The 26516-nt window shown below is 40.5% G+C and carries 22 protein-coding genes; 10 read left to right on the forward strand and 12 right to left on the reverse strand.

Features of this window, described 5'->3' with window-relative positions:
• Window positions 1-269: 269 nt before the first annotated feature.
• Both RMY64_RS24455 and RMY64_RS24460 read right to left on the reverse strand, forming a co-directional pair.
• On the reverse strand, window positions 270-1328 hold the full coding sequence (locus RMY64_RS24455; RefSeq protein WP_322701360.1) for a serine/threonine-protein kinase: 1059 nt from the start codon (window positions 1326-1328) through the stop codon (window positions 270-272).
• Between the two features lie 125 nt (window positions 1329-1453).
• On the reverse strand, window positions 1454-2347 hold the full coding sequence (locus tag RMY64_RS24460) for an alpha/beta fold hydrolase (protein WP_322701361.1): 894 nt from the start codon (window positions 2345-2347) through the stop codon (window positions 1454-1456).
• Window positions 2348-2533: 186 nt separating this feature from the next.
• Between RMY64_RS24460 and RMY64_RS24465 the strand changes: the two genes are divergently transcribed.
• Both RMY64_RS24465 and RMY64_RS24470 read left to right on the forward strand, forming a co-directional pair.
• Window positions 2534-3280, forward strand: coding sequence for a Uma2 family endonuclease (locus tag RMY64_RS24465; RefSeq protein WP_322701362.1), 747 nt, complete (start codon window positions 2534-2536; stop codon window positions 3278-3280).
• A 137-nt stretch (window positions 3281-3417) separates the two neighbouring features.
• Window positions 3418-4197, forward strand: a complete 780-nt coding sequence (locus RMY64_RS24470; protein WP_322674219.1) for an MBL fold metallo-hydrolase — start codon at window positions 3418-3420, stop codon at window positions 4195-4197.
• A 50-nt stretch (window positions 4198-4247) separates the two neighbouring features.
• Here RMY64_RS24470 and RMY64_RS24475 read toward each other — a convergent pair whose 3' ends face one another.
• Window positions 4248-5273, reverse strand: a complete 1026-nt coding sequence (locus RMY64_RS24475; RefSeq protein ID WP_322674220.1) for a mechanosensitive ion channel family protein — start codon at window positions 5271-5273, stop codon at window positions 4248-4250.
• Between the two features lie 113 nt (window positions 5274-5386).
• On the opposite strand from RMY64_RS24475, the gene RMY64_RS24480 reads away from it, so the two are divergent.
• Window positions 5387-6304, forward strand: coding sequence for a histone deacetylase (locus RMY64_RS24480; RefSeq protein ID WP_322674221.1), 918 nt, complete (start codon window positions 5387-5389; stop codon window positions 6302-6304).
• A 202-nt stretch (window positions 6305-6506) separates the two neighbouring features.
• Window positions 6507-10985, forward strand: a complete 4479-nt coding sequence (locus RMY64_RS24485; protein WP_322701363.1) for a translation initiation factor IF-2 N-terminal domain-containing protein — start codon at window positions 6507-6509, stop codon at window positions 10983-10985.
• A 347-nt stretch (window positions 10986-11332) separates the two neighbouring features.
• Here the strand turns inward: RMY64_RS24485 and RMY64_RS24490 are convergent, their stop codons facing one another.
• Window positions 11333-11707: a cytochrome c gene (locus tag RMY64_RS24490; RefSeq protein WP_322674223.1), complete on the reverse strand. Its 375-nt coding sequence runs from the start codon at window positions 11705-11707 to the stop codon at window positions 11333-11335.
• Between the two features lie 208 nt (window positions 11708-11915).
• On the opposite strand from RMY64_RS24490, the gene petG reads away from it, so the two are divergent.
• A complete protein-coding gene (gene petG / locus RMY64_RS24495; RefSeq protein ID WP_063721252.1) occupies window positions 11916-12029 on the forward strand; it encodes a cytochrome b6-f complex subunit V in 114 nt (37 codons plus the stop codon).
• A 61-nt stretch (window positions 12030-12090) separates the two neighbouring features.
• Here petG and rsmD read toward each other — a convergent pair whose 3' ends face one another.
• Entirely contained in the window at window positions 12091-12681 is a 591-nt protein-coding gene (gene rsmD, locus RMY64_RS24500) for a 16S rRNA (guanine(966)-N(2))-methyltransferase RsmD (protein WP_322701364.1), read from the reverse strand.
• Between the two features lie 75 nt (window positions 12682-12756).
• On the reverse strand, window positions 12757-13392 hold the full coding sequence (gene hisH / locus RMY64_RS24505) for an imidazole glycerol phosphate synthase subunit HisH (RefSeq protein WP_322674225.1): 636 nt from the start codon (window positions 13390-13392) through the stop codon (window positions 12757-12759).
• 58 nt (window positions 13393-13450) lie between these two features.
• On the opposite strand from hisH, the gene RMY64_RS24510 reads away from it, so the two are divergent.
• From RMY64_RS24510 to RMY64_RS24520, 3 genes are all read left to right on the forward strand, one after another.
• On the forward strand, window positions 13451-13972 hold the full coding sequence (locus tag RMY64_RS24510) for a peptidase C15 (RefSeq protein ID WP_322682957.1): 522 nt from the start codon (window positions 13451-13453) through the stop codon (window positions 13970-13972).
• A 31-nt stretch (window positions 13973-14003) separates the two neighbouring features.
• Window positions 14004-15371 carry a DUF3370 domain-containing protein gene (locus RMY64_RS24515; protein WP_322701391.1) on the forward strand — a complete coding sequence of 456 codons (1368 nt, stop codon included), beginning with the start codon at window positions 14004-14006 and terminating at the stop codon, window positions 15369-15371.
• 171 nt (window positions 15372-15542) lie between these two features.
• Window positions 15543-15980, forward strand: a complete 438-nt coding sequence (locus tag RMY64_RS24520; RefSeq protein ID WP_322701365.1) for a response regulator — start codon at window positions 15543-15545, stop codon at window positions 15978-15980.
• 151 nt (window positions 15981-16131) lie between these two features.
• Here the strand turns inward: RMY64_RS24520 and RMY64_RS24525 are convergent, their stop codons facing one another.
• The gene (locus tag RMY64_RS24525; protein ID WP_322701366.1) at window positions 16132-17463 is read right to left on the reverse strand and encodes a hypothetical protein; all 1332 of its coding nucleotides are present in this window, start codon (window positions 17461-17463) and stop codon (window positions 16132-16134) included.
• A 184-nt stretch (window positions 17464-17647) separates the two neighbouring features.
• On the opposite strand from RMY64_RS24525, the gene RMY64_RS24530 reads away from it, so the two are divergent.
• Window positions 17648-17974 (forward strand): ABC-2 family transporter protein, encoded by a 327-nt coding sequence (locus tag RMY64_RS24530; protein ID WP_322701367.1) that lies wholly within the window; start codon window positions 17648-17650, stop codon window positions 17972-17974.
• A gap of 484 nt (window positions 17975-18458) precedes the next feature.
• Here the strand turns inward: RMY64_RS24530 and RMY64_RS24535 are convergent, their stop codons facing one another.
• The 4 genes from RMY64_RS24535 to hetZ form a co-directional block, all read right to left on the reverse strand.
• Complete coding sequence (locus tag RMY64_RS24535) at window positions 18459-19007, reverse strand: Shedu anti-phage system protein SduA domain-containing protein (protein WP_322701368.1); 549 nt, start codon at window positions 19005-19007, stop codon at window positions 18459-18461.
• Window positions 19008-19104: 97 nt separating this feature from the next.
• On the reverse strand, window positions 19105-21408 hold the full coding sequence (locus RMY64_RS24540) for a DUF3488 and DUF4129 domain-containing transglutaminase family protein (protein ID WP_322701369.1): 2304 nt from the start codon (window positions 21406-21408) through the stop codon (window positions 19105-19107).
• 355 nt (window positions 21409-21763) lie between these two features.
• A complete protein-coding gene (locus RMY64_RS24545) occupies window positions 21764-22741 on the reverse strand; it encodes a PatU (RefSeq protein WP_322701370.1) in 978 nt (325 codons plus the stop codon).
• Window positions 22734-23939 carry a heterocyst differentiation protein HetZ gene (gene hetZ, locus RMY64_RS24550; protein ID WP_322701371.1) on the reverse strand — a complete coding sequence of 402 codons (1206 nt, stop codon included), beginning with the start codon at window positions 23937-23939 and terminating at the stop codon, window positions 22734-22736. The genes RMY64_RS24545 and hetZ overlap by 8 nt, the downstream gene beginning before the upstream one ends.
• Before the next feature lie 205 nt (window positions 23940-24144).
• Between hetZ and RMY64_RS24555 the strand changes: the two genes are divergently transcribed.
• Complete coding sequence (locus RMY64_RS24555) at window positions 24145-24618, forward strand: hypothetical protein (RefSeq protein WP_322674233.1); 474 nt, start codon at window positions 24145-24147, stop codon at window positions 24616-24618.
• A 553-nt stretch (window positions 24619-25171) separates the two neighbouring features.
• Here the strand turns inward: RMY64_RS24555 and sds are convergent.
• Window positions 25172-26143: a solanesyl diphosphate synthase gene (gene sds, locus RMY64_RS24560; RefSeq protein WP_322674234.1), complete on the reverse strand. Its 972-nt coding sequence runs from the start codon at window positions 26141-26143 to the stop codon at window positions 25172-25174.
• Window positions 26144-26516 lie beyond the last annotated feature (373 nt).

A 26516-nucleotide genomic window follows, 5' to 3' on the forward strand; every position in this document is an offset into this window, starting at 1 on the left:
TTTGAACTGGATTCATCCACCTTTTATCTCCGTTAACGAGTATTTGAACTGGATTAATCCACCTTTTATCTCCGTTGACGAGTGTTTGAACTGGATTCATCCACCTTTTATCTCCGTTGACGAGTATTGGATACTCATGCAAATTCCAGCAATTTTTACAAGCGTGGAATACACATAATTTTAGGGACACAATATATTGTGTCCCTATGCGTGTAGTCTATTCAATTGAAAACCGTTGTAACTCTAAGCCAGATGCAACCTAATTAATCTTAATTTCCGATTTTTTCTTGGCAATCAGAGCTTAAATCAAAGCTTTGACATTCTCTAGCTTCCAGTAATTGCCTAACTGTATTACCAGGCTGATAACTTATCAAAGTTCCTGCAACCGCAGTCAGTGTAACAAAAGTAGCTAGTCCCAGCAAAGTCGCTCGTTTTCTAGGTTTGATTGTACTGATGAAATTATCTAACCCAGTCGCACTACCAACAACCTCAATTGTCCCAAGTGCTTTAAAAGCAATAGCTGCATTAGCATAGCGGCGTTTTCGGTTACGTTCCACCATTTTCATCAACCACCATCGGAAACGCGGACTAATTTGAGGAACTAATTGCTGGAAATTAAAGCGATAGTTATCATCAATTAATTTGCCAATCTCAACAGAACGGGTATTAGTAAGTAAGCAAATTAGTGTTGCTCCTAAACTATATAAATCTGATGCCTCTGTCAGAGAATGACCAAACTGTTCCTCTGGTGGCATAAAACCTAGAGTTCCGGCTATAAAGCTGCTCAGAGCTACTTTCGCACCCTGTCTTCTAGCCAATCCAAAATCAACCAGGTAAGCATTTAGTTCTTTATCAACCAAAATATTCTCTGGCTTAATATCCCGATGAATAATTGGGGGAACTTGCTTTTGCAGATAAACCAAAATTTCTAAGATTGACAGAGCAATTTGCTTAATTTCTTCAGGATGAAAGCTGCGTTTTAATCCCAAGGATGGGGCATTTTTATATTCCTGCACCAGATAAAAAGCCCCTGGCATTTCAAAGCAATCTATATAGCGAGGAATGCGAGAATGATTCAGTTGTTGCAAGATTTCTATTTCGCGCTGATATGCTTTCACACCTGATAAATCTGCACCTGCACGAGCAAAACAAAACTCTTTAATTACCACCTGTTGATTAGATTTGAAAACATTAGCTAGATAAGTAATCCGTCCCCCTTCTCGGTTGCGTCCTAGTTCGCTGATGACTTGATAGCCAAGTTCTGAAAAATCTGGATGGTGATTTAAGGGTATTACCCCTTTATCTCCATTACGCATATCAAGCTCCATTTCACACATCATACGAGTTTGATTATGTCAAGGCGCAATTAAAAGATTAAGATCCACTCACCCAGATTGTTAGCCCCATTTTTACCCTGCTTGGGCTAATACATATCGGCACAAAGGCGAAATTATCACCTTTGCGCTAGCCAATGGACAATCTGGGCATTGACAACCTCTGGAACCTCATCGTGAGGACAATGACCGGCATTGGGAATGGGAACAATTTTGATATCTTTGCCATTCTCCCGTGCCTTTTCGTAAATCTTGGCCCCGGTAATTGGTGTCCAAGGGTCGTCAGCACCCCAAATTACTAATAAAGGACGTTCTACTTTGGGCAAAAGTTCCTCTGGGCTTGGGCCAGGAGGGGCTGTGAGTATAGATGCGAAGACTTGTTGCGCTCCTGGGTCGCAAGAGGGAGTATAAAGTAGATCAACTAATTCATCGGTGACAGCTTCACGGTTCCGGTAAACTTGGTACAGAGTGCGGCGAATTTGGGCTTTTTGGCGGATGCGATTATAGACCAATTTACCTGTAATTGGCGATCGCACAAACCGATTAAAAGCTGCCATCACCATCCGTAGCGGTGGGTTCAATTCGTGAGGACGATGGCTCAATCCACCCGCAGAGTTAATTAAAATACCACCAGCCGCGATTTCTGGATGTTCTACCAGTACAATCAAGCTCAAAAGTGCGCCGATGGAGTTGCCAATAAATACAGCAGGTTCGTGTATGTGTGCTGTGCAGAAATCTTTCAGCAGTTCCACCCAAACTTCCACACTGTAATCAATGGGCGCTTTATCGGAACCACCAAAACCCAAAAGGTCTATGGCAAATACCTGGTAGCCAGCATCAGCTAAAACCGGGATATTTTTGCGCCAGTGTCCAATGGAAGCGCCAAAGCCGTGAACCAGAACCAAAGGGCGTCCTGTACCCATGACAGTGTACTGAATTTTGTAACCCTGCCAAGTCCAAATAAATTTTTCAAAGGCGTCTTGAGTTGCAAGCGGTTGTGTAGTTACAGTCATTATTAAGATTAATAAAGTCTTTCTTCAAATATAGTAATTTTCTCTGACCTAAAATGAAGTTTCAACAAAATGCTATTTTAAAATCAGTTCCAGTTGAGTTAAAGTCTTTGCCCTATAACCTATTTTGAATTGGAGCGTACCCCTTTGGGGATCTTGCTACGCATAGCGTCTCGGAGAGAAGCGACCATGACCCTTTCTGCTAACCAACTCAAGACCGAAATTATCTACCTCAGTTCTGATGGTAAACCAATGGCAGAGAGCGATCCAGCACGGGATTATCTAATTTATGCTGTAGAAGCCTTAGACATTTATTTCCAAGACCGAAGTGATGTTTACGTATCAGGGAATCTATTTGTTTACTACAAAAAGGGCATTCCTAGCGCTGTGATTGCTCCTGATGTCTTTGTGGTATTTGAGGTAGACAAGAAAAAGCGCGTCAGCTACAAGGTTTGGGAAGAAGGGGGTAAAGTCCCTAATTTTATTTTGGAAATCACTTCTGCAAGCACCCAAGAAAACGATGAAGAGGATAAACCCAAGAAATATTCACTTTTAGGTGTGCAAGAGTATTTTCAGTATGACCCAACCGGAGATTACCTCAATCCACGACTAAAGGGTTCTTATTTATTGGAGGGCAAATATCAACCGATTACATCCAACTTTTTACCCGATGGTGTCTCGTCTATTCACAGTGAAGTATTGGGTTTAGACCTCAGATTGATTGACGGAGAATTGCGGTTTTTTAACCCCCAAACTGGGAGAAAATTGTTAAGTCATAAAGAAACAGAACAAGCGCGACAAGAAGCAGAACAAGCGCGACAGGATGCAATACCTAGATTATTGGAGTTAGGCTTGAGTATAGAACAGATTGCCAGTACTCTTAGTTTATCGGTTGAAGATGTGTTACTTATTTTATCGTTGGATCTGGGGAGATGATCTTTAGAGCTATAGGTAAAAATTACTATAATTGAAATTACGATCGCTCTGTGGTGAGAACGCAGTAGTAACTTCAATGCCTGCAATAAAGCTGACATCATTGATAATGAAGGTAGGCGTTATCTTCACATAAGTTTATGTTTCTAACTTGGTTAGACAGCAACTCTTGGCTGCTGGAAATTGGCGGACAACGAATACTAATTGACCCTTGGCTGGTTGGTTCGTTGATTTTTAGCAATTTGGATTGGTTATTTAAAGGTTCGCGATCGCAAAATCGTCCAATCCCAGATAATATTGATTTGATCCTGCTATCTCAGGGTTTAGAAGACCATACTCACCCACCAACGCTCAAGCTGTTAGATCGCAGCATCAAGGTTGTAGCTTCTCCCAATGCTGCTAAGGTAGTACAGCAGTTAGATTACACCCAAGTAACAGTATTGGCTCATGGTGAAACTTTCACTTTAAATAATCAAGTAGAAATCAAGGCTTTCCCCGGCTCTCCAATTGGCCCGACTCTGGTAGAAAATAGTTATCTCCTCAAAGAATTGGAAAGTGGTTTAACTGTATACTACGAGCCTCACGGGTATCATTCTCCACAACTTCAGCAATCTGCACCTATCGATGTAGTGATTACGCCGTTTATTGATATGACGCTACCTTTGCTTGGGCCGATTATTAAAGGACAAAATAGTGCTTTAGAAGTCGTCAAATCATTACATCCTCAAGTAATAATACCTACTGCTGCTGGTGGGGATGTGTCCTTTGAGGGCTTGCTGATGAAACTCATTCAAACTAAAGGAAGTGCTGAGGAATTTTGTTCGTTATTAGAAAAGAACAATCTTTCGACGCGGGTATTTGAGCCAAAACCAGGCGATCGCTTTGAACTACCATTAGAAAAACGAGCATTAGCAATTTAAATTCGAGGACAGATACTGCTTGCCATGTTATTAAACTAACATGGCAACTACTAATTTTTTTCCATAGCTGAATTATCTTGCATATATACTTCTCTAATCGGAAAAGGAATTTGAATTCCTGCTTGCTGATAGCGTTTGTGTAATTTTTTGACAAATAGATGTTTCCCAATCCGCTGATCGAAGTATTCACTTACCCGCATATAAAGCGTAAAATCTATACTAAAATCATTAAAAGTATGAAATCTGATATATGGTTCATTTTCTTTTAATTCTGGTGCAATTTCTTGCATAACTTCTTTAGCAACTTCTACAGTCACTTTTTCAACTTGTTCTAAATCGCTATCATAACTGACACCCACATCCATTGTTAAAGTAATTTCCTTTGCAGGTAAATGATAATTGGTGAAAATAGCCGAAGACAACTTAGAATTAGGAACAATGACTATATTATTGGAAATTTCTTTAATTGTCGTATTCCGCCAAGAAATATCTATAACATATCCCTCATGACCAGCATCTAATTTTACATAGTCTCCGGTTCTAACTTGCTTAGAAATAACTAAGTAAAAACCAGAAAACAAATTTGCAAGTGTGTCTTGAAGTGCCAAACCAACTGCTAGACCACCAATACCTAAAGTTGTGACTATTGGTGTAATTTGAACGCCTACCGTTTGCAAGATGATTAATGTTCCTAAAACTAAAACAGTAATCTTAGCAAGGTTAGAAATTAGTGATGTGGGAATCCCTTCTGCTCTGCGAATATATAAATTCAGGAAACCAGCAGTCAATTTAGCCAAGACTAAAGTTATTGAATATAGAAATGCCATCGTCAGAATTTTTTGCAGTACGATGGCAACATTTGGCTTGAGGGGAGCGCTCAGAACTGCCCAAAAAAAACCGCCAATGACAAACCAAAGAAAAGTCATCCGGTGTAGAGAGTGAAATAGAATTTTACTCCCGGCAATTCGTTTATTAGTAACGAATGTTTCTAGTTTTTTAAAGATAACTTTTTCACCAATTATTCCAGCCAGAAAGCCAGATACAATAAACACTATCGGCGTAATCCATTCCATCATATAAATTTTAAATTTGGAGTTTTACATTTTAGGATAACAGCACTATTGCTGCAATTATGGCTAAATTTTACCTTGTTATTTGCCGGATTATCTGCTTGAGATTTTCTTTCCTTATGGACTTGCCAATTATTTACCACCCAGATTACATTGCTCCTCTACCTGAAGGACATCGTTTCCCGATGTCTAAGTTCCGACAACTCTACGAATTGCTGTTAGCTGATGGTGTAGCGAATCAAGAACAATTTCACACTCCTGAACGTCCGCTACTAGAATTGATAGAGTTAGTCCATACTCCAAGCTACGTTCAAGCTTATTGCGAAGGAACCCTAGACCCCAAAGCACAACGTCGCATTGGTTTACCTTGGAGTCCAGCACTAGCAAATCGTACTTGTGTAGCGGTAGGTGGTACGATACTGACTGCAAAACTGGCACTAAGTCAGGGTTTAGCCTGTAATACGGCTGGTGGAACTCACCATGCCTTTCCCAGTTATGGGTCTGGTTTTTGTATTTTCAACGATTTAGCGATCGCTTGTCGCGTTTTACAAAAATTCGGACTCGTCCAAAAAATCCTGATTGTCGATTTGGATGTCCATCAAGGAGACGGTACAGCTTTTATCTTCCAAGACGACGACAGCGTTTTTACTTTCTCCATGCACTGCGAAGTCAATTTCCCCGGTACGAAACAAAACAGCGATTTGGATGTTCCTTTGCCGATAGGAATGGAAGATGACGCTTATTTACAAACCTTGGCGAATTATTTATCAGATTTATTGTCTAAAGTCAAGCCAGACTTAGTATTTTATGATGCAGGCGTTGACCCTCATATAGGCGATCGCTTGGGCAAATTAGCCTTAACTGATGCTGGCATTTTTCGCAGAGAAATGCAGGTTCTGAGTACCTGTATGAGTAGCGGTTATCCAGTCGCCTGCGTTATTGGCGGCGGTTACGCTGATGATATGAAATCTTTAGTATGGCGGCATTCCCTGCTACATCGGGCTGCTAGTGAAGTTTACCGTCACTATAAACTATAGTCATTTAGTGGGCAATACTAGCCAAAATCGTAAAGTTTTTAAACGCAGAGGAACGCAAAGTAAACGCAAAGGTACGCAGAGTATTGCCAAATTTAATTCGTAGCGAATAGGACTAAAATAAACTTTGCGCTCCTCTGCGCTTACCTTTGCGCCTCTTTGCGTTTAAATTTAAACCCTATTTTGAAGGCATTGGCAGTACTGGATGAACAACGGCAAACTCAGAATATACGAACTAGCAAAAGAATTAAATTTAGATAGCAAAAAGCTATTAGTAATTTGTGAAAAACTCAAAATTGTAGTCAAAAGCCATACTAGTACAATCTCAGAATCAGATGGAGAACGCATTCGTCTAGCGGTAAATAAACTAACAGCAAAATCCTTAAAAACTAAAACAACCTCTGAAGATTGGGGCTATACATTTATAGCTTCAGCAATTGATAGCTTTATCCGCCATCTTGAAGGTGAGGCTGCCTTGAAATCATATTCCGATTTTAGGGAGCGGCGCGATCGCGCCAATCAGTTAATGTATGAATGTGTCGGTAAAAAGCCTTCTCTATTTTATGTGCGTCGCAAAGGTGCGGGGAAAGAAACAAGAGAGGAAATCTGGGATTTGACAATAGCAACAGACTCCGATGATTTTCCATTACCCGCAAGACTTGACAAGCTCAGAAAAACATTAGGATTTAGAGCAGCTGTACAAAAAGATGGACGCGACGGTATAAAAATACTTTCGGCTCAATTGTTACAACTCTCACGGGGACACGCCGACAGCTATGCCATAGCTTGTCGCTTGCGTTTACTGGCTAATCATCAGCATCATCTCGATATTCCGCCAGCGACATTGAAGCGCATCGCTACCGCGCCAGTTTGTGGCGACCATATACCTACAGAAGATCAGCTAAAAGCTTGGAAAGCATTTTTGCAAATTGAAGAAAAAATCGCGAAAGCGCGTCAATTTTGTGTGCGTTACGTAAGTCATAACTATAACTTCAAAAGACGAATCAGTTTTGAAATTGATCTAAACTCAGCCACCCTTGACGGCTTTTATCAAAATTCCCTCGAAGTAGATAATTTTTGGGAACGAGCAAGAGGCACAAAAAACGAAGATTTAAAACTTTTTGAAACTGCTCCCGTTGGTAAAAATTGGATTAGCGGTCGTCAATTAGGGACTGTTGAAGAAATCGATCCCAACCGTTGTATTATCAGCCTCAGATTAGAACGCGATTTGGCTGAATTCATGGCAACAGAGCGTTATAAGTTGCCAGATACAGGATTTTTGTGTTTCGAGGCAGTTGGTGATATTCAACAGATTCAGCGCAAGAAAAAAGCTTTAGATGATTTGAATAATGGTTATACTCAAAATCCCTATTTGGGTAACTTTTTATTCGATGCTTCTCAAGCTAGACAGATCAAAACAACTGTTGAACTGCAACCACAAGATTTATTATTATCTTCTGCAAATCCTGGGCAGAAAGCAGCAGTGGAGAAGGTACTTGCCGCAAAGGATCTTGTTCTCATCCAAGGGCCACCAGGTACTGGGAAAACTACCGTAATTGCGGAGATTTGCTATCAAATTGCCCTTCGCGGGGGACGCACTCTAATTGCTTCTCAAGCCAATTTAGCAGTAGATAACGCCCTGAGTCGATTAGTTCACAACCCAGTAATTCGCGCTGTACGCAAGGGGAAAGCCGAAAAAGTTGGGGAAGAAGGACAGCCATTTTTAGAAGACCAAGTGATTGGCAGATGGCTAGAAAATACTGCAACTGACTGCGAAAATAATCTGACTCAACGGCTGGAAAATATTAAAATTTTCACTCAATTGCTGGCATCATCACAAAGATTTACCGCTTATTTACAAGCAGAGGAAGAATTTAATCAGCAACAAACTAAATTCAATGAAAATAAGATAAAACTAGAGGTAAACTTTCAAAATCAAGAAAAAGATTACAACGAAAATGTAGATAAACAGAACGAGGTTGAATCACTAATTGCCAAATTAGAAAATATATTAAAGACTTTACCAAATATCAACTGGGAAGCTTCAGAAGTTACAAATTTATTGCCACTTCTTAAACCCTACACAGAAGGTAACAGTTTAGTAGAAGAGTTTTTAGCAAATGTTCGTAAAATCATCAAATATACTGATGAGCTTGGCTTTGTGCGTCCGGCGCTTGGTGCTTTTGGTTTAGCGGCTTGGTTGCGTAAAACTGTAGCAATAGAAATTTCTGGATTTAAAACTTCTTTGACTGATGCTCAAGAAGCAAGTAAAGCCATCTTAGAAGTTGCAGCATCAGTGGAGGTTATCAAACAAAATTTCGCCTCGTTAAATCAGTTACAACCAGATTATCAGCAATATCTTACCAAGCTGCAAAATATACAGCAAACAATCCAGATATGGCAAAACCGCAAACGGGAAATAGATTACATTATCTCAGCAGTTAAAGAATGGAAAGCTACAGCACCTTCTCATCTCTATCAAACTTTAAAAGATTGTTATCAATCAGTTATACCACTCACAGAAAATTTAGTTGACTTACCGCTAGGTTTATTGATGTTTGCTAATACATTAAAAGTCCCAATCTTACCAAACAATCATAAAATAAATCTACCTGAATGGGAAGTATTAGCAAAGGCGATCGCTTATGAAATAGACGGAGGTTTTACTGACAGGCGGGGTAAACAGCATAATTTTAGCTATTTTTTACAAGAAAATTTTAGTCAGATTCCAATGGTGCTATCAAAAAGCGATCGCACTCAATGGCAAGAAACCTATCAACAGTTTAACAATTATCAGCTACTCAACCCCAAACAACGAAAATTACTGGTTGAGAATACCCAGGTTTTCTTAATTAGAATGCAACGGACTTATGGTACATCATGGGAATGGAATAATATCGACTCTACTCTCACCCGTATTACACAAGAATTGTTAGATATTATCCTTGCAAATGCGCGTCAATGCGTTTTAAAAGTCAAAACGGAAACCGAGCAACAACTTCAGCATCTACAAGGACAATTAAATGAACTTCAGAAAAATAAAGTTAGCCAACAGCAAATATCTATTACTCAAGCTGAGGTAGAAAAAGCACAGCAGGATGCTAATTTCCAACTAGGACAAGTGATTAATATCTTGCAAGAGCTTAATCAAAAAAATATCCCTTCTCAATTACGTATTTTAGTTGAAAAATATCTGGCAACACAATCAAATATTTGGGAGCATCCCCAAGAATTTGCAAATCAAGTAAATTACTGGGAAACTTCCATTAGTCAGCTTGAAACCTTAATCTCATTATTAGAACCTTTTGCCGTAATAGAGATAATTAAACATTCTCTAAATGAGCATTTATCAAAGTTACAAGAAGAAACTGAAACTTCTATACAGCATCTACAAAAATTACAAACTAATTTACGTGAAATAGATCAGAAGTCACAACCGCAGCCATCAGGAAACCTAAGAGAAGAACGAAGCTGGTGGTTGACAGAATGGCAAACAATACCTGATAAATTTAAACCAGAAAATTCCCAAGCCGACTTATTTAGTATAGAGTTTTTACGCAATATCAATACTCAGTTTGAATCTTGGCAGCAACAACTCCAGATAGACGAAACTTATCTCAATAAATATCATAATTTTGTTCAAGATTGGATAGGAAAATTAAGAGAGCCAACTGAAGGCGATAGGGACGATTTAAGGCGCATTTATTTAGATAATGCTAATGTCGTTGGTATCACTTGTGTTCAGGCTGCAAATAGAGGTTTTTCAGAAGAATTCAAATCTTTTGATGTCGTTATCATTGATGAGGTTAGTAAGTGTACTCCACCAGAGTTACTAATTCCAGCTTTGAAAGGCAAAAAGCTAGTAATGGTAGGCGATCATCGCCAATTACCACCCATGCTTGATACTAGCACTTTAGAAGAAGTAGCTCAAACAATTGGCAATACACGAGACGAACTACAGTTTTTAGAAGAATCATTATTTAAAAGTCAGTTTGAATCTGCTGATGAAAGCATCAAACAAATGCTAACTACACAGTATCGAATGCATCCATTTATTATGGGTGCAATCAATCAGTTTTATGATGGTAAACTAGAATCTGGTATTGTAGAGGCGGACACGAAACGCGCACATCATCTAGCAAGCGAAATCATCCAAGAATCTCAGCATCTTATTTGGGTAAAAACGCCTATAGAAAATCAATTTTTAGAGCAACGAAATGGAACTTCTTACTTTAATATTCCAGAAATTAATGCGATTGAACGTTTGTGTCATCAGTTTGAGAATACTTGGGCTTCTAAAGTTGCTAATGGGGAACCAAAAAAAGAAATTGCTGTAATTACATTTTATGGCGCTCAATTAAGAAAAATCGATGAACGTCTGCAATCTGAACTTTTTCCTTCGCTAGAAATTCGTACTGGTACAGTAGACAGATTTCAAGGTATGGAAAGACCTGTTGTAATTGTCAGTATGGTTCGCAACAATAGCAAAGGAGATGTGGGATTTGCCAAGAAACCAGAACGGGTTAACGTTGCATTTTCCCGCGCTCAAGAACTATTAATAATTGTAGGTTGCCATAATTTATTTACCCATCAATCAGGTAAAGTCGGAAGTATGTATTCTGAAGTATCAAATATTGTTAGTCTTCACGAAGGTTTCGTTGATGTTTCTCGCCTCTTCAGCTAAATCTGTGGTGTGCTTACGCATAGCCCGCCGCAGGTATTGCGCGCGACATAAAAACCTAAATTTCATAAACTGTAACTTAGGCTAAGTATCTTAACGGAATTTGCTCCTAAACAGGACTTACGCAACTGGCACAGTGCGATCGCTAGCCAGTAGTACATAAGTATTTAATTACCCAGAATGTATTTGATATTTACAAGCTCAAGCACAATTTGCTTTTTAATTATTTAATTGAGCAACTAAAACGTCCAGATATTGCTGCCTTCTATGTAGTTTTTGGGTGCTCGGTGCGCTTCGCACATCATTGCTTGTGCCAGTTGCGTAAAGTTCTGAACCAAAAATTCTTAGGTCTACAAAGACTCTAAATAGTTCAAAAGATCCGCCATTTCTTGAGGACTAGGTTGGAATTTTGGCATTGGCGGTGTTTCGCCACTGATCACTTGGTGAATCAGCCCATACCGAGACTTGTGCTTTGAAACAGCTTGCAAACTGGGCCCCACTCGCCCGTCTGCTTCCAAGCCATGACAACCAGCACAGTTAATTTGAAATATCGCGTGTCCTTGAACTGGGTTTCCTGTTAGGGATAGAACACTCTTGACGTATGGATCGGAGGCTTGAACCAACTGAACACCAAAAAAGCCCAAAGGGACTCCTAGCAGTATAGTCAGCGTCAATAAAACGATCCGCTGAATCAAAATTTCAGGTTTGTTAATCTGGTTATCCAAAAGGTTTGCTGTGAAAGTCTAGGTGTGCTAAAAAGTTTTCATTTCCTACACATAGCTTAAAAGTTCTTGATTGTGTCTGCAAGCACAGAAGACTATTTTTTTGTGACCAGTCGCACTCCAAAGGGCTGTAGGGCGCAGGATTCATACGAAATTTGGTAAAATCAAAAACAGGCAACGAATATTTAATAATTACAAAGAGGAGATTACAGTGGTTGAACCCCTGCTATCAGGTATTGTCCTTGGTCTAGTTTTCGTAACTCTCGCTGGACTTTTTTACGCTGCATATAAGCAATACAAGCGCCCCAATCAGCTGGGGGGATGAGGGAGTGCTGGGTTAGGAGTTAGGAGTTAGGAGTTAGGAGTTAGGAGTTAGGAGTTAGGAGTTAGGAGTCATATTCTTCTTCATCTCCTTTATCTGCTCCTGATTCCTGATTCCGAATTCTGTAGAAAGTAAGTGATGTGTTGCCGTAAACTTTCTGGCGGCAAATTTCCCAAGCGGGAATCTCTGGCGGTGTCCAACCTTGTGAGGCGTGTTCAACTGCGATTTCACCGCTAGGATCTAAAAGTTGATAGTGAGCGATCGCTTCTAATACTGGCTGGTACAATCCACTGGCATAAGGTGGATCGAAGTAGATTCTATCAAACTGCTTACCTGATAAAATCTTTAACTGCTGGGTAATATCTCCCCGCAATACCCGAAATTGCTGGTCGGCATTAGTTAACTGCTGCCAATTTTGTTGGATGGTGGCACAGGCTCGGCTCGATTGTTCAATTCCCATTACTAGGCTGGCTCCTCTACACAAAGCCTCTGCGCCCATTGAACCAGTACCAGCGCATAAATCTAGCCAGCGACAAAGAGCAATTTCTCCTTGCCAAATATTAAATACTGCCTCCCTTACCCGCGCACTAGTGGGTCTAGTTTCTTTCCCTGGTAAAGTTTTTAGCTGGCGATTACCGTAAATTCTCAGGCTCATTATTCATTGGGCATGGAGCATTGGGCATTGATTTTTGATAATTGGACTTTGGACTTTGGACAAATGACAAAATAATTATGCAGGAATTTTTTCGCGGACTTGAGCAACGAAATTAGATAGGATTTGCAATCCGATATTAGAGGATTTTTCGGGGTGAAATTGTACTGCCATCAGGTTTTCGTGAGCGATCGCAGCTGTGACGGTTTGAGTACCGTGAGTGATAGTTGCTGCACGGATTAGCGGGTCTATTGGGTCAACATAGTAGGAATGGACAAAATATACCCAAGGATCGGAGGGTAAATGCTCCCACAAAATACTTTTTGGTTGAGTGATTTCTAGTTGATTCCACCCCATATGAGGAATAGTTATGTCAGCTTCTGGACGAAACCGCCGCACTTTTCCTTTGATAATTCCTAGCCCTGGTTGAGTACCTTCGGCACTTGATTCAAAGAGAATTTGTAATCCTAAACAAATTCCCAAAAAAGGTTTACCAGATGCGATCGCTTCTTTAATAGGTTGTTCTAAACCACGCGATCGCAGGTGTTGCACTGCTGGATCGAATGCTCCCACTCCCGGTAGGACTATAGCATCTGCCTGCTCTAATTCCTTTGGAGAATAAGTAACATTCGGAGTTGCCCCAGCTTTTTCCAACCCTTTGCAAACTGAGTGCAAATTTCCCATCTCGTAATCTACGACCGCAATTACTGGCATTTACCTGCTCCTTGTAAATTTATTATGGAGGGTTTTTCTATTCTAAATAATATTTGTTATGAAGAAAAGAATTCTATTAACTTCTTTTGACATTTGGCTAAAAGATCAACAGTCAAATTCTTCTGATGATTTATTACTTGAAGTGAGCAAACTTGAGTTGATACCACATGACTTAACTTTTTTACGCCAGTTACCCGTAGATGTGCAACTTGCTAGTACTCAGGTAATGGAAAAAATCAAGGCAATCCAACCTGATTACATCATCTGTTGTGGCATGGCTGCAAGCCGTACACAATTAAGTGTGGAAGCAGTTGCTAGCTGTGGAGAAATTGTTTTGCAGACAGAAGTTGATTTAGAAAAATTAGTGGCGGGAGCAGCAAAAATTCAGATTAGCTATGACTGTGGAAAATTTGTCTGTGAAGGTCTTTACTATTCAGTGTTGGACTACTTAAGCCAAAATAAACTCACAGCACGTTGTATTTTTGTCCACGTTCCGGTTCTCAATCAAGAAAATTTGATGGGTATTATTGCCGATTTCGTATTAATTATTAACAAACTGGCACTTTCATCAAGTTGTTAATGTCTGTATGGTGAAAGAAATATCTAAGTATATGTTGCCATTGTTACTAATTTTTCCAATTGCCCAATCAACTCCTGCCAAGCTACCACCTGAAGAAGTCGTACAACCACAAGAAGTACGTCCTTTACCAGGTCAATTGGATACAGTGCCAACCTTTAACAGCAATAGTCCAGAATTGGTTTTGAAAGAAGGGATTTTACTTTCCACCTTTCCACCAGATGGGAAAAAAGTGCCAACAGCGCATCTGAATTTTCCCTTTCGGGGACGATTTGATATTTTTGCCCATCACGTTGCGAAGGCTGAACCACCAGAGAATTTGCGTTCTCTATATTTAGGGATAATTTTGCATAACCCTAGTTTGGAACCAGTGAAAGTAAATATTTGGCAGGCGGCGAGTTATTTAAGTCAACCGGATGCACCATTTATTCAGTTACCATCTTTTAGTCAAAATCTTTTAGGTAAAATTTTTGCCGGGCCAGGCGATCGCGTCATGTCTGATGTGCTTCGGGGAGTACGACAAGAGATTTTTCCTGCCCAAATTGAGATTCCACCAAAGCAAAGTCGGATGTTACTCAATTTACCAATTCCTGTACAGGGATTGACACCACCTTTAAATGGTCGGTCTACATTCATACGACTGCAAAGTGATGGCACTGTCTATGCAGCTAGCCTAGCGATGTTTGCACGGGAGAATCCTGATGGCAGCGAGCGATCGCCTACCTTAGAAAAGTGGCAGAATTTACTAGATAATGGTGATTTAGCTGGGCCACGAGATAAAATTCCTACTCCCTTAGAGGAAACTGGCAAACCAAGAATTTATGGGCGTGTTGCGGGAGTGGTTGGTGGTTCGCGATGGAGAGCCTTATTAGTAGATAATCCTAAAGCTAGATATCTAACCATTCCCCAGCCTGGTCAAGTGTTTTCCTACGCTCTGAGTACCCTGCATGGCGGTACATTAGGAACTGGTCAAATTCAAAGTGCGCCTATGCTGGTGCGCTATCCTGATACCGCATATCGCGCTCATGGCAACTATGGAATTCAATATAATCTGAAGTTGCCGTTATACAACAATACTCAAAGTCCTCAAACTGTTAGTGTGTCGATACAAACACCACTCAAGGAAGATCGGTTAGTCAAACCAGGGTTACGCTTTCTGAGTACACCCGCTCCTCAAGTATTCTTTCGAGGGACAGTGCGAGTACGTTACAAAAATGACCAAAATCAGCCGCAAACTCAGTTTGTGCATTTAGTACAAAAAAGAGGTCAACCAGGGGAACCGTTAGTTTTATTAAAGATGAAAGCTGGCGATCGCTCTTTGGTAGAAGTAGACTTTCTTTATCCACCGGATGCTACACCACCGCAGGTATTAACAGTTTCAACTCAGGCTGAACCTCGGTAATGAGTCATGAGTAATGGGTAAGGACTTTTTTCTAATTACCTGTTACCAAAAAATAATTAAAGCCTGTTCTAGAGCTTTTCACCCCAAGTTTCTATATTTAGGGTGAATACTTATTCCGCTGCATACACTGCAATAGAAATAGCAGACTTTAGCAGGAAATAAAAGGACGGCATGACAACAGATCAAAAAATGAATCAAGAAACTGAATTAAATTCGCTCCAGCCGCTTGTTGGAATCTTGATTTTACTGGTAGAGGATGAGCCAGATATTGCAGACTTACTCATCTTCATTTTGGAAGCAGCCGGTGCAGAGGTGATGGCTTTAACTGATGCAGAAGAAGCTCTTGCCTTAGTTGAATCGCTTCATCCCGATATTCTGCTGTGCAATATGAAATTGCCCGAACATGATGGAAATTGGTTAATTGAGCAAATTCGAGTGCATTCTCGCCAATTTTTAAGACAGTTACCTGCGATCGCTATCACTTCTTATACACGGGAAGTCTCAAGCTATAAGGCTTTGAATGCTGGTTTTAATCGATTTCTAGTCAAGCTTGAGAGTCCAGAAGAAATTGTAGATGAGATTGTTCATTTGTTATCTACCGATCTGTAAATATAACTAGCCAGCCTCAATCTCGTTTTTGATACTGATTTCACACAATACTCTATGGGAGCGCACAGCTAGCTATACACTCCTAAAAACGATTTTAAGAAAGGAAACCATAGAACCCTAAGTGAGTAGGGTAAAATGTTGGATATATTTGTTAGCTTCGTTGAAAACCCTTTGCTGGCTTTTGTTGCCCTTTACCCTTGGGCTTAGATTTGCTAACTTCTCCTAAAGCTTCCTGAAATAAGTTATGCAAATGTATGGGTACACTGGCAATGTCTGGCAACTCTGGCTCAATCGGTTTGTGGAATTCTTGCAAAAGTGTATCCAAGTCACTTTCAAGCCTAAATGGACGTTGCAAAAATGTTTGCAACACCTTTTCTAATTGAGTTGGATACTGTTGCGCCAATCGATGCCAAATAAAAGCATTAATACTTTTATCTTCGAGGTAGTAGCGAATTAGTTTTTCTGCCCCTTGAACACTTTGCCAGTCCTCTGCCGACAAGATTGCTTGTACTTTACTATAGGTTGGTAAAAACATTTGTCCCCAACGGGGATGAGAAAGAGCCGTTACCTGTTCTGCTTTCTTGAGTTCAGCAGGTAAATCAACCTTTGGCATCACCATTTTGCTCTTGCTGCTTTTGTTGTTAAACATCTCAGAGACTATGTTGGAATCTGCACCAAATTCTTGTGCAGCTGCTTTTATTTCCTCATCGCCAATTCCAGCTGCTTCTGCTACTTCCGCAAGAGATTTAGAAGTATCAATTCCTGCGGCTGCAAAGGTTTTTTCAGTAATTACTTCTTGAAGCTCCGCTATTTTTTTATTAAGCTGGTATCCAGGTAGTGTGATTTCATCAGTGCCAAAAAAGTCCACAAACTGCTGATGATATTTTTCTACTGACTGCCAAGCTTCTTCTAGCAAGTCTGGAGCATCGCTGTAAAGATTACTTTTATAGTTTTCTTTGAAATTACCAATTGCTACGGCAAGTTTTGGTTTACCTAATTTACCCATGATTGTGTAGGGGCCAGAAAACGTCCAGTAGCTATCGGTAACGGGAGAAATGCGAGTTAGCAAGATTTCTCCAACTTTCAACCGAGATATTGCCTGTAATGTTTGGGTATTGTTTGGCTTGACGATGTAGCGTTTATCTGTCAACCAGTTTGTCAATTCAAAGCCATCAGGTACAATATTATTAATGGCAAATAAGCCAATAAAAGTATGATGCCAACTGTTAATTAGGCTGCGATCGCTTTCTGCTAAATCTGGATGGCTTTCGATAAATAACTCTAAAGGAGACTTATCACCGACTTTCCCGGCTGTCAAAAAGCTATCGATGGTTAAATCCTGCTGTGTATTATCACCACTTCCACGGCGCAACTGTTCTGCTGCATAAGTTTCCAGCGCTTGTGCCAGTTCGCCTTCAGCATCAAGGACAAAATCAACTAAGGCTTGTTTTAATTCGTGCGATCGTTCTAATATGACATCCACAAGTTAATCTCTCGGTGCAACAGATGTAAATTATAGCCTTTGAGAGAATTTCAGCATCTAGCAATAGCTAGATTTATGGAGATGCACACTTAGCAGAATGGCTTTTTGGATATGGGATTTATTTGTTTTTTGTCAAGCCCTGATGCTGTGCATTTGGGGTTGTTCACTGGATTGACAGTTTTCAGTGGCGACATTGTTTGTCAGCTTTAATATTTTGACAGGTAGCCTCAGCTTTTATCTGGGCAATTCCGAAGGACTGACACAACAGTGGCGAAATGCCATGCTTACCTTCATTACCTATTCAGCGACTTTGTTTGAGAAAACAGTGAAACTGCTGCTGTACAAGTTGATTCCAGTTGGATTTGTGACTTATTTGCCGATTGAGGCATTGCGATCGCTAGCTTTGATTCATTCTGTACTATCTGTGGCTGGGTCAACTACCGTGCTATTGGTTGGTGCAGGTGTGTTTTACCACGGTTTATGTCGCTACTCCTCAGGCAATTTGATGTAGATACGAGGCTAAGTTCTTCCAATGTTTAAAGTAGAGCTATCTTGAGGTAATTAATGAGACAATACACGATTTAACGTTTTAGAAAATTACTGTTAAAGCAAAGTTAGCCTCATGCTCATTTAAAATGGCGAATTTTCTTCATCTATATCAGTTTCTATTACATAATACTGTACATCATCCCCAGGTTTAGTAGTCAATAAGTTTATTTGTAGTTTCTGTAACCAAGGTAGCTTGTAATAAATCTGCCCAGCCTCAGCTATTTTGCGAATCAGAGCATCGTAGGTTCGGATTTGAAGATGAGGATTATTTTTATTATGACTAGGACTTACGCACTATACAAATCAACCAAAACGTGTATTACGGTATTTAGTCTTTTCAGAGGCTTCAGATAACCCTGATTTATTCCGACATTTGCGATCGCTGGATGCAAAACATGGCTAAAATACCCAAATTGTGTTTAGTACTTATGTACGATGCGTAAGTCCTAATGACGTGCTTTTAATCTTCGTTTTTCTTCATTATTTTTAAACTCATGCTCCCTTCCAATGATTAAAACACCTTTTGGTTCTGTAAATGTAGTTATTCCATACGCACTTCTGATTGTTTCTTGATTAGTAGTGCAATAGTCAATGTATCTTGTAAGCTGATTAATTCCTCTATTCGCTGCATCTCCAAACCTGAAATCACCGTTCTTATCTTCAATCCAAATAGTCTCATTTGCTCCTTTTAACTCTAGAACCCACCATGTAATTCCATCCGAGTTCTCTCCTGCAAATAAGTAATCAGGTTTCAAACCTTTTGTTTGTGAGCCAACACGCGGACGAATAAGCTGTTGAGGAATAACCCAAGCGTTGTGATGCCCTGTTAAAAAGAAAACAGAAACAAATGCTAGTATTTCCGGATTTACTCTCAAAAAAACATCGATTTCTGTCTCATCACAACTTCTAAATACAAGAAAAAGAAATTTATTTAATTGTTCTGGAGTAACGTCAAAACGATTAACTTGAAATTCCTCAGGTGGATAGACACTCATTACTTAGTAATTTACAATTTTAGGTTTGCTTCACTTCCGTGTTATTTGCTACCAAGGTTTCTTAATGGACAACCTTTTTATATTATTTATCAATGAGTTACTTAGCAGTCTTTTTAAGACTTTGCCATCTTTGTCGCAGTTGCTGCAAGTTAGGTGTATGACCGCCATAACGCCAACTAACATAAGCTTGACAAATTTCATCTATGACCTCAGCAGTTGCTAGAGTATGATGCTGGTATGAGACTCTGGCATACTCTAAAGGTGTTTGTGCTGGATGTTTGCCTAAACCTTTTTGGGTTGTCCATTGCAACATTTGTTGATAAAGGTTCTCCATCGCTGGCAATTTCTTTAACCATCGGCGGTTGCGCCACTGTCGCCACTGACCCCAACCCAGCCAAGCGAAGAAAGCCGTTGTAGTCCCCACAATTAAGCCAGTTAATACGCCGAACCAGCCTTGAGAGAATAAAGCTAAAAACCAAGCGATCGCTCTAATCACCCAACTCAATATTGTCTCAAATACATTATTCAACCAACCTGTCAGCGGAGAAGGTAGCCAGCCAGCAACCCAATGCCACAATTGGCGTAACACACTAAAAGTTTGAGTGTCTTCAATTGAAGGTGGTATCAGAGGATGATTGGGAATAGGGTCAAAGGCAAACCAACCATATTTCGGAAAATACACTTCCGTCATCGCATAAGCGTCAGTATTACGGACAACATATAACCCTGTAAATGGATTAAACTCTCCCGCACTAAACCCTGCTACCAACCGCGCTGGGATACCAATGGAACGCAACATTATTGTGAGAACTGTAGAGAAATGGTCTGGATAGCCTCCTTTTTGCTTAAACAAAAAAGTTTCTACCAAGTCTTCTTTTTCACTCAAATAAGGTAGTTCTAAGGGATTTTGGGGAACAGAGTAGCGTTGCTTTAAATATTGAGCTAAATAGAGAGCCTTTTCGTAGGGTGAATCCAGGCTTTTAGCAGACTTTGCGACTTTTTCTTGATTATAGTTAGCGAGGATTTCTTCGCTACGTTGCCGGACTTTTTCGGCAATTTCGGGAGGAATTTGTAGATAATGCTTTTTAATTTGTTCTGGATATTTAGTAGAAGCTTCACCTAATTTAGTGCGATCGCGATATGGTACTTCTGAAACTACTGTGTAGGTGAATCCTTCTGATAATTCTACAGGCGATCGCAATCCGTCTTCTTTATCAAGAGCGATCACTGGTGCTGGAAAATAAACTTCCTTGGGATTAGCCATCGCTGGAATTAGGTTAGGCAAATCCGATACCACTGTATAAGTTTGTACGACCTCTTGGGTTTTAGCAGTGAGTACAGATGGGGGAATAAAAATTTGGTAAGACCAAGGCGATCGCCTGATAGTTGTAACATTTTCATTCCGAGAAACCTCCCATCCCTTACTTGTATAGCGATCGAATCCTAATACTCGCCAAAAACCCTCAGCTTGCGATCGCACCCGCATGACAACCTTGGGTTTCATCTCGCCCCGCAGGTTTTGATTCATTTGGCTATTAAAACCGTAATAAAAATTATTATCTACTTTACCTGGTTGACCAGTTTTATTTTGTCCCGTACCACCGCTACCACTGCCTTGATTCTCACCTTTCCCTTGACGGACATAACCGGGATTAATGATACTACGACCTGTGAAATTACTTTTTACTTGAATAGCAGAACTTACAGGAAAATTCCGTAATTGATAACCAGGAAATCTGGGTAAAACAGCAAAAATTGCCAGCCCCAGACCGACAATTAGTAAAAAAGTTAGAATTAAAAATTTAAAATTAAGACTTGAGGAATTCTTCTGATTGAATTTTTCCTTTTGAGTTTTTAATGGCTGCAAACCCAAGCGCGAGCGGTAATCTAGTACTAAAGTTGGCAGAGCGATCGCTAAAAATAACAGCAACACAGGTGCAAATGCTAAAGTCTGACTTAGGGTTGCTGCTACACCCAATAAAATCAGTCCGATCACAATCGAATAGCCCAAATTTTTCCGGCGCGGTGTATCAAAGCTGTGTAACACCTGGAGTTGAATTAATAACTCTGCCAAACCCAACCGCGTATCATTCAACTCTCCGACTAATCGCCCAAAGAAAGCACCCAGTGCTACTAACATTCCAATGGCGATGCAGAATTTAATTGCAACATTGCGATCGCGGCGACGATAATAACTCCAAATTGCACCCACAACACTCAGGGGTAACGCCCAAAAACTGAATGAAGTCTCAGCGGCAATATCCGTCGCCACAATTCCCAAAATAACCAACGCTAGCACCAGCACCCGCAATAAAATTGAATCTTCCACTTCAATCAAAGGCGACCCCTGCGGATTTTGCCGCCAGAAACTACCTACAGGGATACGCCAAAACCGATTCATCCTGGATAAGTTAAACATTTGAGTCTAGTAGAAGCAATGATGTAGATGCAAAAAACACAATGCGGGGGACGTAATTGCCTACCCTAGTACTGTGTCAAAAAAATTAATTATGGATAGGGGTAGAGATGGAGATATACGAGAAATGGGTGATACGGTGAATTGAGAAATAATCAAATACTTTCTCAATATCCCAATGTCCCCATATTCTCGCGTCCCTGTGTCTTTGTAATAACTGCTTCTCGTAGACACCCTAATGACCGCTTGTTGAAAAATAGGATGAGCTTCAAAACCAGGAAAATCCTCTTAATATATATCGGCGTTGATTGACATAGTGTGCTAGCGGTGGCAATTTCAACTAAATCGTGGGATTAATCACAAACAACAACGACTGTTCGTCTATTTCTGGAAATTCAACTTCTAGGGTATAAGTTGGGTTAAGTTGCTCGCAGCCTAACTCTACATTTAAGTATCCCGAAGTCGAAGATGTTGTCATTGCTAAAGTGCCACTTCCCCGCAGCGTCAAAGTTCCTTTAACAGGTAACTCAGCTTGAACAAGCAACTTCGTAAGTTTACCTAGAGACTGGTATTCTACTCTGATGTTCAAAGCACCAACACTGGTTAGCCACTGTCTTTCTACTACCGGACTGGTTGCTGAAACTGGTAGAGTCAGATTTTCCAGCAGTTGTTTAGCTGCTAGCAACGACAAAGCCATCTGTTGACGCGGTTGTAAATCTGAGTAATCGCTCTGAATAGCGGGCATTGTCTCCAGTGTACTTGCAGACCGATAAGTGCTTCTTAGCACCAATCCAGCTATATCATTTAGTGCTTGAGACTCATTGGGAAAAAAGTTCTCCACCACTTGAACTAATTTTGCCCCCAATGGCACTGAAGATGTCACTAAAGCCTGACATTGTTCTAGCAATTGCTGGAAAACTCTTTCCGGTAAGCGGGTTGGCAAGGTCAACTTTGACTGTTGTACCATCCATCCCCAGCTAGGAACGAGTGTCATTGACGGCTCATCAACAAAATCAGGATATTCGATTAATTGTGTTTCCCAAGGAAACAACGGTGGATGTTCTTGGGCTTGGATTTGTAGCCGATGCTTAAGGACAGCTTGAAAACGATCTTGCACAGTAGGAATTTCTCCCAATTGAAAGGTCTGGGGCGTTCCTCCTAATTTTGGCTCACTGCTTTTTGAAGCAGTGGCTTCCTTGAGGAGGTTTTTTACCCCGTCATTTTCCTCACATTCTACCGATCGCTCGTTATTTTTGACATCATCTGTCAATAACCAATCGAGACACCGGTGTTGTAAGGATTCTGAGTCACTATTCATGAGTAGATGCACCCGATCCGGAAACTAATGAGTTACGAATTTCCCAAGCTTGCTCAAGAATCTTAAACCATCGTTTTTGCAGTTGTGCCATTGACAGCCCTAAAGTTTTTGCTATTTTTTCATCAGCTTGTCCTTGTTGCTTCAACTCTAATAAAGACCGTTGCTTATTGTCCAGCTGTGCTGTATATACTTGCCATTGCTGAGGAGTTAAACCCAAGTTTGTGTGTAAAGAAGCTTCCAGCCACTCGTGAACTAATTCCCAACGGTGCAACAGGGCGAAGCGAATCAAATGATACTTAAAGCGCTGCTGCAAATAATCTCTCTGACGAGGAGTTAAACCTAAAATCGACTCAATTTCCTGTGCTGATAAATCTTGGAGGCGGAGGGAAAAATAATCAGCGCAGTCAGATTGTTGTCGTTGTTCGAGATAATTCATTAATTCCGTAACCACAACGGAGCGCAAGGTGTCTTCTTCGGGTTCGGGTTCGGCTTGCGTTGCCATTGTCGAGCGCAATTGGTGAATTGCTGGTTCTTCCCAAGAACCGTCACCTTCATTATTGCTACCTTCTGCGGCTTGTTCTATATCTACGCTGGTTTCTGGAGGTTGCTGTTGGGAAAAAGTTTGTGCCCGGAGGATAATTAGCTGTTGCTGGCGACCTGGTAAGGGAATGCGTCGCTTGCCGTAGCGCTCGGTAAATGCCATATACTCGGACAATTCCAAGAGTGTCTGAGGGCGATAAGTGGCACCAAGCTGATTTTCTCGCCGGAAAGCATTTAATGCCTCTAAATAAAAACTTTGGAGAAAATCTTCAATTATCGTCAGCCGCCCTTGATAGCTCAATTGCTTCTGAGGAGGATTAATATATCGATAAATAATTGCACTCAGAGTACTGTGTAATTCGACTCTGCCCCGATTTGAACCCAACTGATAGTACCTGAGACACTGTTGCAGCCGATGCCGAGCCAAGGTCATCGCCGAGCTTTCTACAGATCCAGAAGCTTGGATACGTTTACTCTCATGACAAATCCGGTAGACTTCGGTGGTAATACGTGTTGCGACATCGTGGCAATTTTGTTCCGAAGCTTTGGTTGACTGCTGAAACTCCTTGGACAGGAGTTGAAAGATCGCCTCCACGCCTGTAGAATTTTCTCCCAGAATAGTTGCAGATGGAATAGTTGCGGTTGCGGCTGAATTCATAGTCTCGGTTTTCAAAAGACCCTAACTTAACTTAAATACAACCTGTAGGACTGTGGGTATTGGCTAGTTTGGTTTTACGTATAAGCTAAACGCAGGCCAATCCTATATTGAGGATATGGCTGATTTTATTATTCCCAATTCTGATGGGATTGTTCACACTTGATAGATGTTATTGCCATTACCCAGGAGCCGTATACAAGTCATTATGGATTTAGAAGCACAAATTCAATTGCTGATTGACAATGCACCCCGCGATGGTGTGACACCACACCTTGTTGCAGCAATTGCTCCTGCCCTTAGAGCGATCGCTCAAAAATTACGCTACTCCCAGTACTATATTCTCCAAAATTCGGAGTCAAGCTGGGTTTTAACTACATTAAGCAATCGTGCTAACCCAGGATTGGAAAAACGTGTGATTTACGCTTTCCCTACCATACAGGATGTCTCTCTAATTTCCCCTGATGGGCTTGACCCTCAAATGCTAGCTAAAATTACTCCTGTCACCCATATTTTGTTCCAATTGGTGGCATTAGAACCCGTAGATAGTATCGTTTTTTTGGAGACGCCGGGTAAGACCACTCATACCGTCGAAGTTCGGCGAACTGAACTAGAAAAACTCATGCAGAAACAGTTACGACAACAGCGATCGCCTAAACAGATCCCCCCTGATATTGCATAGAAAAAATTTGGATGTGGGGTTTTTTAGATACAATCCCACATCCAAATTTTTAAATCTCAAATTTCTTTAAAAAAGTTTTTTAAATCAGTGAAAAAAGAAATTTTTTCTTTCCGTTACACCATACGATTGACTCAACTTTCGATGAAACCTAAAATTGATTAAAAAATAGTTATCAGTGAACATTTTCCCTTTTCAAATTTTAGTTTCCTAGTGAAGCAGAGTTTTATACTTAAGAACTTTCACATAAAAAATATCCCATTTTTGATTGTGAAGTACCCAGTAACCAAAAACGGGTAAGTCTTTAGAGTGAGCGCTCAGTCAAACACTATTCACTCCCCAAGTAGTAATTTATTTTTTGGAAATCCTTAAGAACCTCCAAATAAAAACCCCACTTTCTAGCTGTTCAATAAGTGGATTGAATTAAACATAAAACTGCTTTAGTGCATTAAAGCGTTAACACAACACAACATTTCAGCTTTTCGGTACGTTATGTAAGCCACAACACACCTACATCTAAATCCCCACTTTCTACCTGAGAACTTTGATAACTGATTTAATAGAGGCGACTCAGTGTGTACTCAGCGATGTTAATCAATGCCTGGTGTGATTCTGAGAATGGCAGAACTGCAAGATGTTCAATTGCCAACTTAGCATGATGAGTAGCTAACTCTCGCGCCTGCTGTATACCTTGACTATCTTGAATCAATGCTAGTGCTTGCTCTAAATCTCCTTCTTGAGCAAACTTTCGTTCAATCAGCACTTCCAAGGATGGTTTTTGGGCTAAAGCAAATAAAACAGGTGCAGTTAAATTACCACTTTTAAGATCCGACCCCACCGGTTTACCCAAGGTATCTGCTGTACTGGTGAAATCTAGAATGTCGTCAACAATTTGAAATGCTATACCAAAATGACGACCGTAGTTATACAGATGCTCAACAGTTTCTTGTGAGACTTCACTGAGTAACCCAGCAGCTTTAGAACTGTTAGCGATTAATGAAGCTGTTTTGTAATAACTCTTCTGGAGATAAGTATCAATAGAAATGCCAGCATCAAAACGATTTAATCCCTGCTGGATCTCCCCAGTAGCCAAATCCATAATTACTTCTGAGAGGAGTTTTACCACCTCCAAATTGTCCAAGTTTGCTAAATACCAGGACGATTGAGCAAAAAGAAAATCTCCTGCTAATATGGCAATGCGATTACCGAACAAACTATGAACGGTAGGAACGCCTCGCCGCGTATCTGATTCATCTACCACATCGTCATGTACTAAGCTTGCTGTGTGAATCATTTCTGTAATCTCAGCTAGGCGGCGATGACGCGGTGTAATCTCTTGAGCTAACATTGTAGCCCGCGATATTAGCAGGACAATTGCTGGTCTGATACGCTTTCCCCCAGCTCCGAATAGATGTTCGGCTGCCATAAACAGGATGGGGTGGCGATTTCCAACTAGCTGCTTTAGGTTATCTGCTAGTAGTCGCAGGTCTGCTTCCACAGGGGTAAACAGGGAGGTGGCTGGGGTCATGGATGGGCGGACTCTGACTTAGGTTACGAAAGTTTACATATCCTATACTCATTTTAAGATAACCCTGTGCCAGCGCAAAGTTTTCATCAGGTAATCCCGTTTTTATGAGTCTATGGGTGATAATTAAGGTTGCCAAGATTTTTGTCAATAAGCAATTGTACTTAATTAGTGGCTGCTCAAACTTTAAACTAACTTAAAACAAGAATTCTCAGTACACGAAAAAAATGTTAGATTAAATTGTGTTAAGTAGTTTCTCATCTCACCTTTCTCGTCACAGTTCTGAAAATATTCAAGCAATATTACTTATTGACAAAAATGAAGTGATTTAAATTCGTCGCAAAGAGTAAGGCTAAATTTCTCCAGATTAAGGTGT

The organism is Nostoc sp. DedQUE08 (assembly GCF_034530895.1).
Classification (GTDB): domain Bacteria; phylum Cyanobacteriota; class Cyanobacteriia; order Cyanobacteriales; family Nostocaceae; genus Nostoc.

Bases quoted from the DNA above. Each gene is read 5' to 3' on its own strand.
- hetZ (WP_322701371.1), bottom strand. From the start codon at position 23,939: ATGAATTCAGCCGCAACCGCAACTATTCCATCTGCAACTATTCTGGGA.
- RMY64_RS24515 (WP_322701391.1), top strand. From the start codon at position 14,004: ATGTTGCCATTGTTACTAATTTTTCCAATTGCCCAATCAACTCCTGCC.
- RMY64_RS24540 (WP_322701369.1), bottom strand. From the start codon at position 21,408: ATGAATCGGTTTTGGCGTATCCCTGTAGGTAGTTTCTGGCGGCAAAAT.
- RMY64_RS24455 (WP_322701360.1), bottom strand. From the start codon at position 1,328: ATGGAGCTTGATATGCGTAATGGAGATAAAGGGGTAATACCCTTAAAT.
- sds (WP_322674234.1), bottom strand. From the start codon at position 26,143: ATGACCCCAGCCACCTCCCTGTTTACCCCTGTGGAAGCAGACCTGCGA.
- RMY64_RS24485 (WP_322701363.1), top strand. From the start codon at position 6,507: ATGAACAACGGCAAACTCAGAATATACGAACTAGCAAAAGAATTAAAT.
- RMY64_RS24480 (WP_322674221.1), top strand. From the start codon at position 5,387: ATGGACTTGCCAATTATTTACCACCCAGATTACATTGCTCCTCTACCT.
- RMY64_RS24555 (WP_322674233.1), top strand. From the start codon at position 24,145: ATGGATTTAGAAGCACAAATTCAATTGCTGATTGACAATGCACCCCGC.
- RMY64_RS24460 (WP_322701361.1), bottom strand. From the start codon at position 2,347: ATGACTGTAACTACACAACCGCTTGCAACTCAAGACGCCTTTGAAAAA.
- RMY64_RS24470 (WP_322674219.1), top strand. From the start codon at position 3,418: ATGTTTCTAACTTGGTTAGACAGCAACTCTTGGCTGCTGGAAATTGGC.
- RMY64_RS24475 (WP_322674220.1), bottom strand. From the start codon at position 5,273: ATGATGGAATGGATTACGCCGATAGTGTTTATTGTATCTGGCTTTCTG.
- hisH (WP_322674225.1), bottom strand. From the start codon at position 13,392: ATGCCAGTAATTGCGGTCGTAGATTACGAGATGGGAAATTTGCACTCA.
- RMY64_RS24510 (WP_322682957.1), top strand. From the start codon at position 13,451: ATGAAGAAAAGAATTCTATTAACTTCTTTTGACATTTGGCTAAAAGAT.
- RMY64_RS24535 (WP_322701368.1), bottom strand. From the start codon at position 19,007: ATGAGTGTCTATCCACCTGAGGAATTTCAAGTTAATCGTTTTGACGTT.
- rsmD (WP_322701364.1), bottom strand. From the start codon at position 12,681: ATGAGCCTGAGAATTTACGGTAATCGCCAGCTAAAAACTTTACCAGGG.
- RMY64_RS24465 (WP_322701362.1), top strand. From the start codon at position 2,534: ATGACCCTTTCTGCTAACCAACTCAAGACCGAAATTATCTACCTCAGT.
- RMY64_RS24520 (WP_322701365.1), top strand. From the start codon at position 15,543: ATGACAACAGATCAAAAAATGAATCAAGAAACTGAATTAAATTCGCTC.
- RMY64_RS24545 (WP_322701370.1), bottom strand. From the start codon at position 22,741: ATGAATAGTGACTCAGAATCCTTACAACACCGGTGTCTCGATTGGTTA.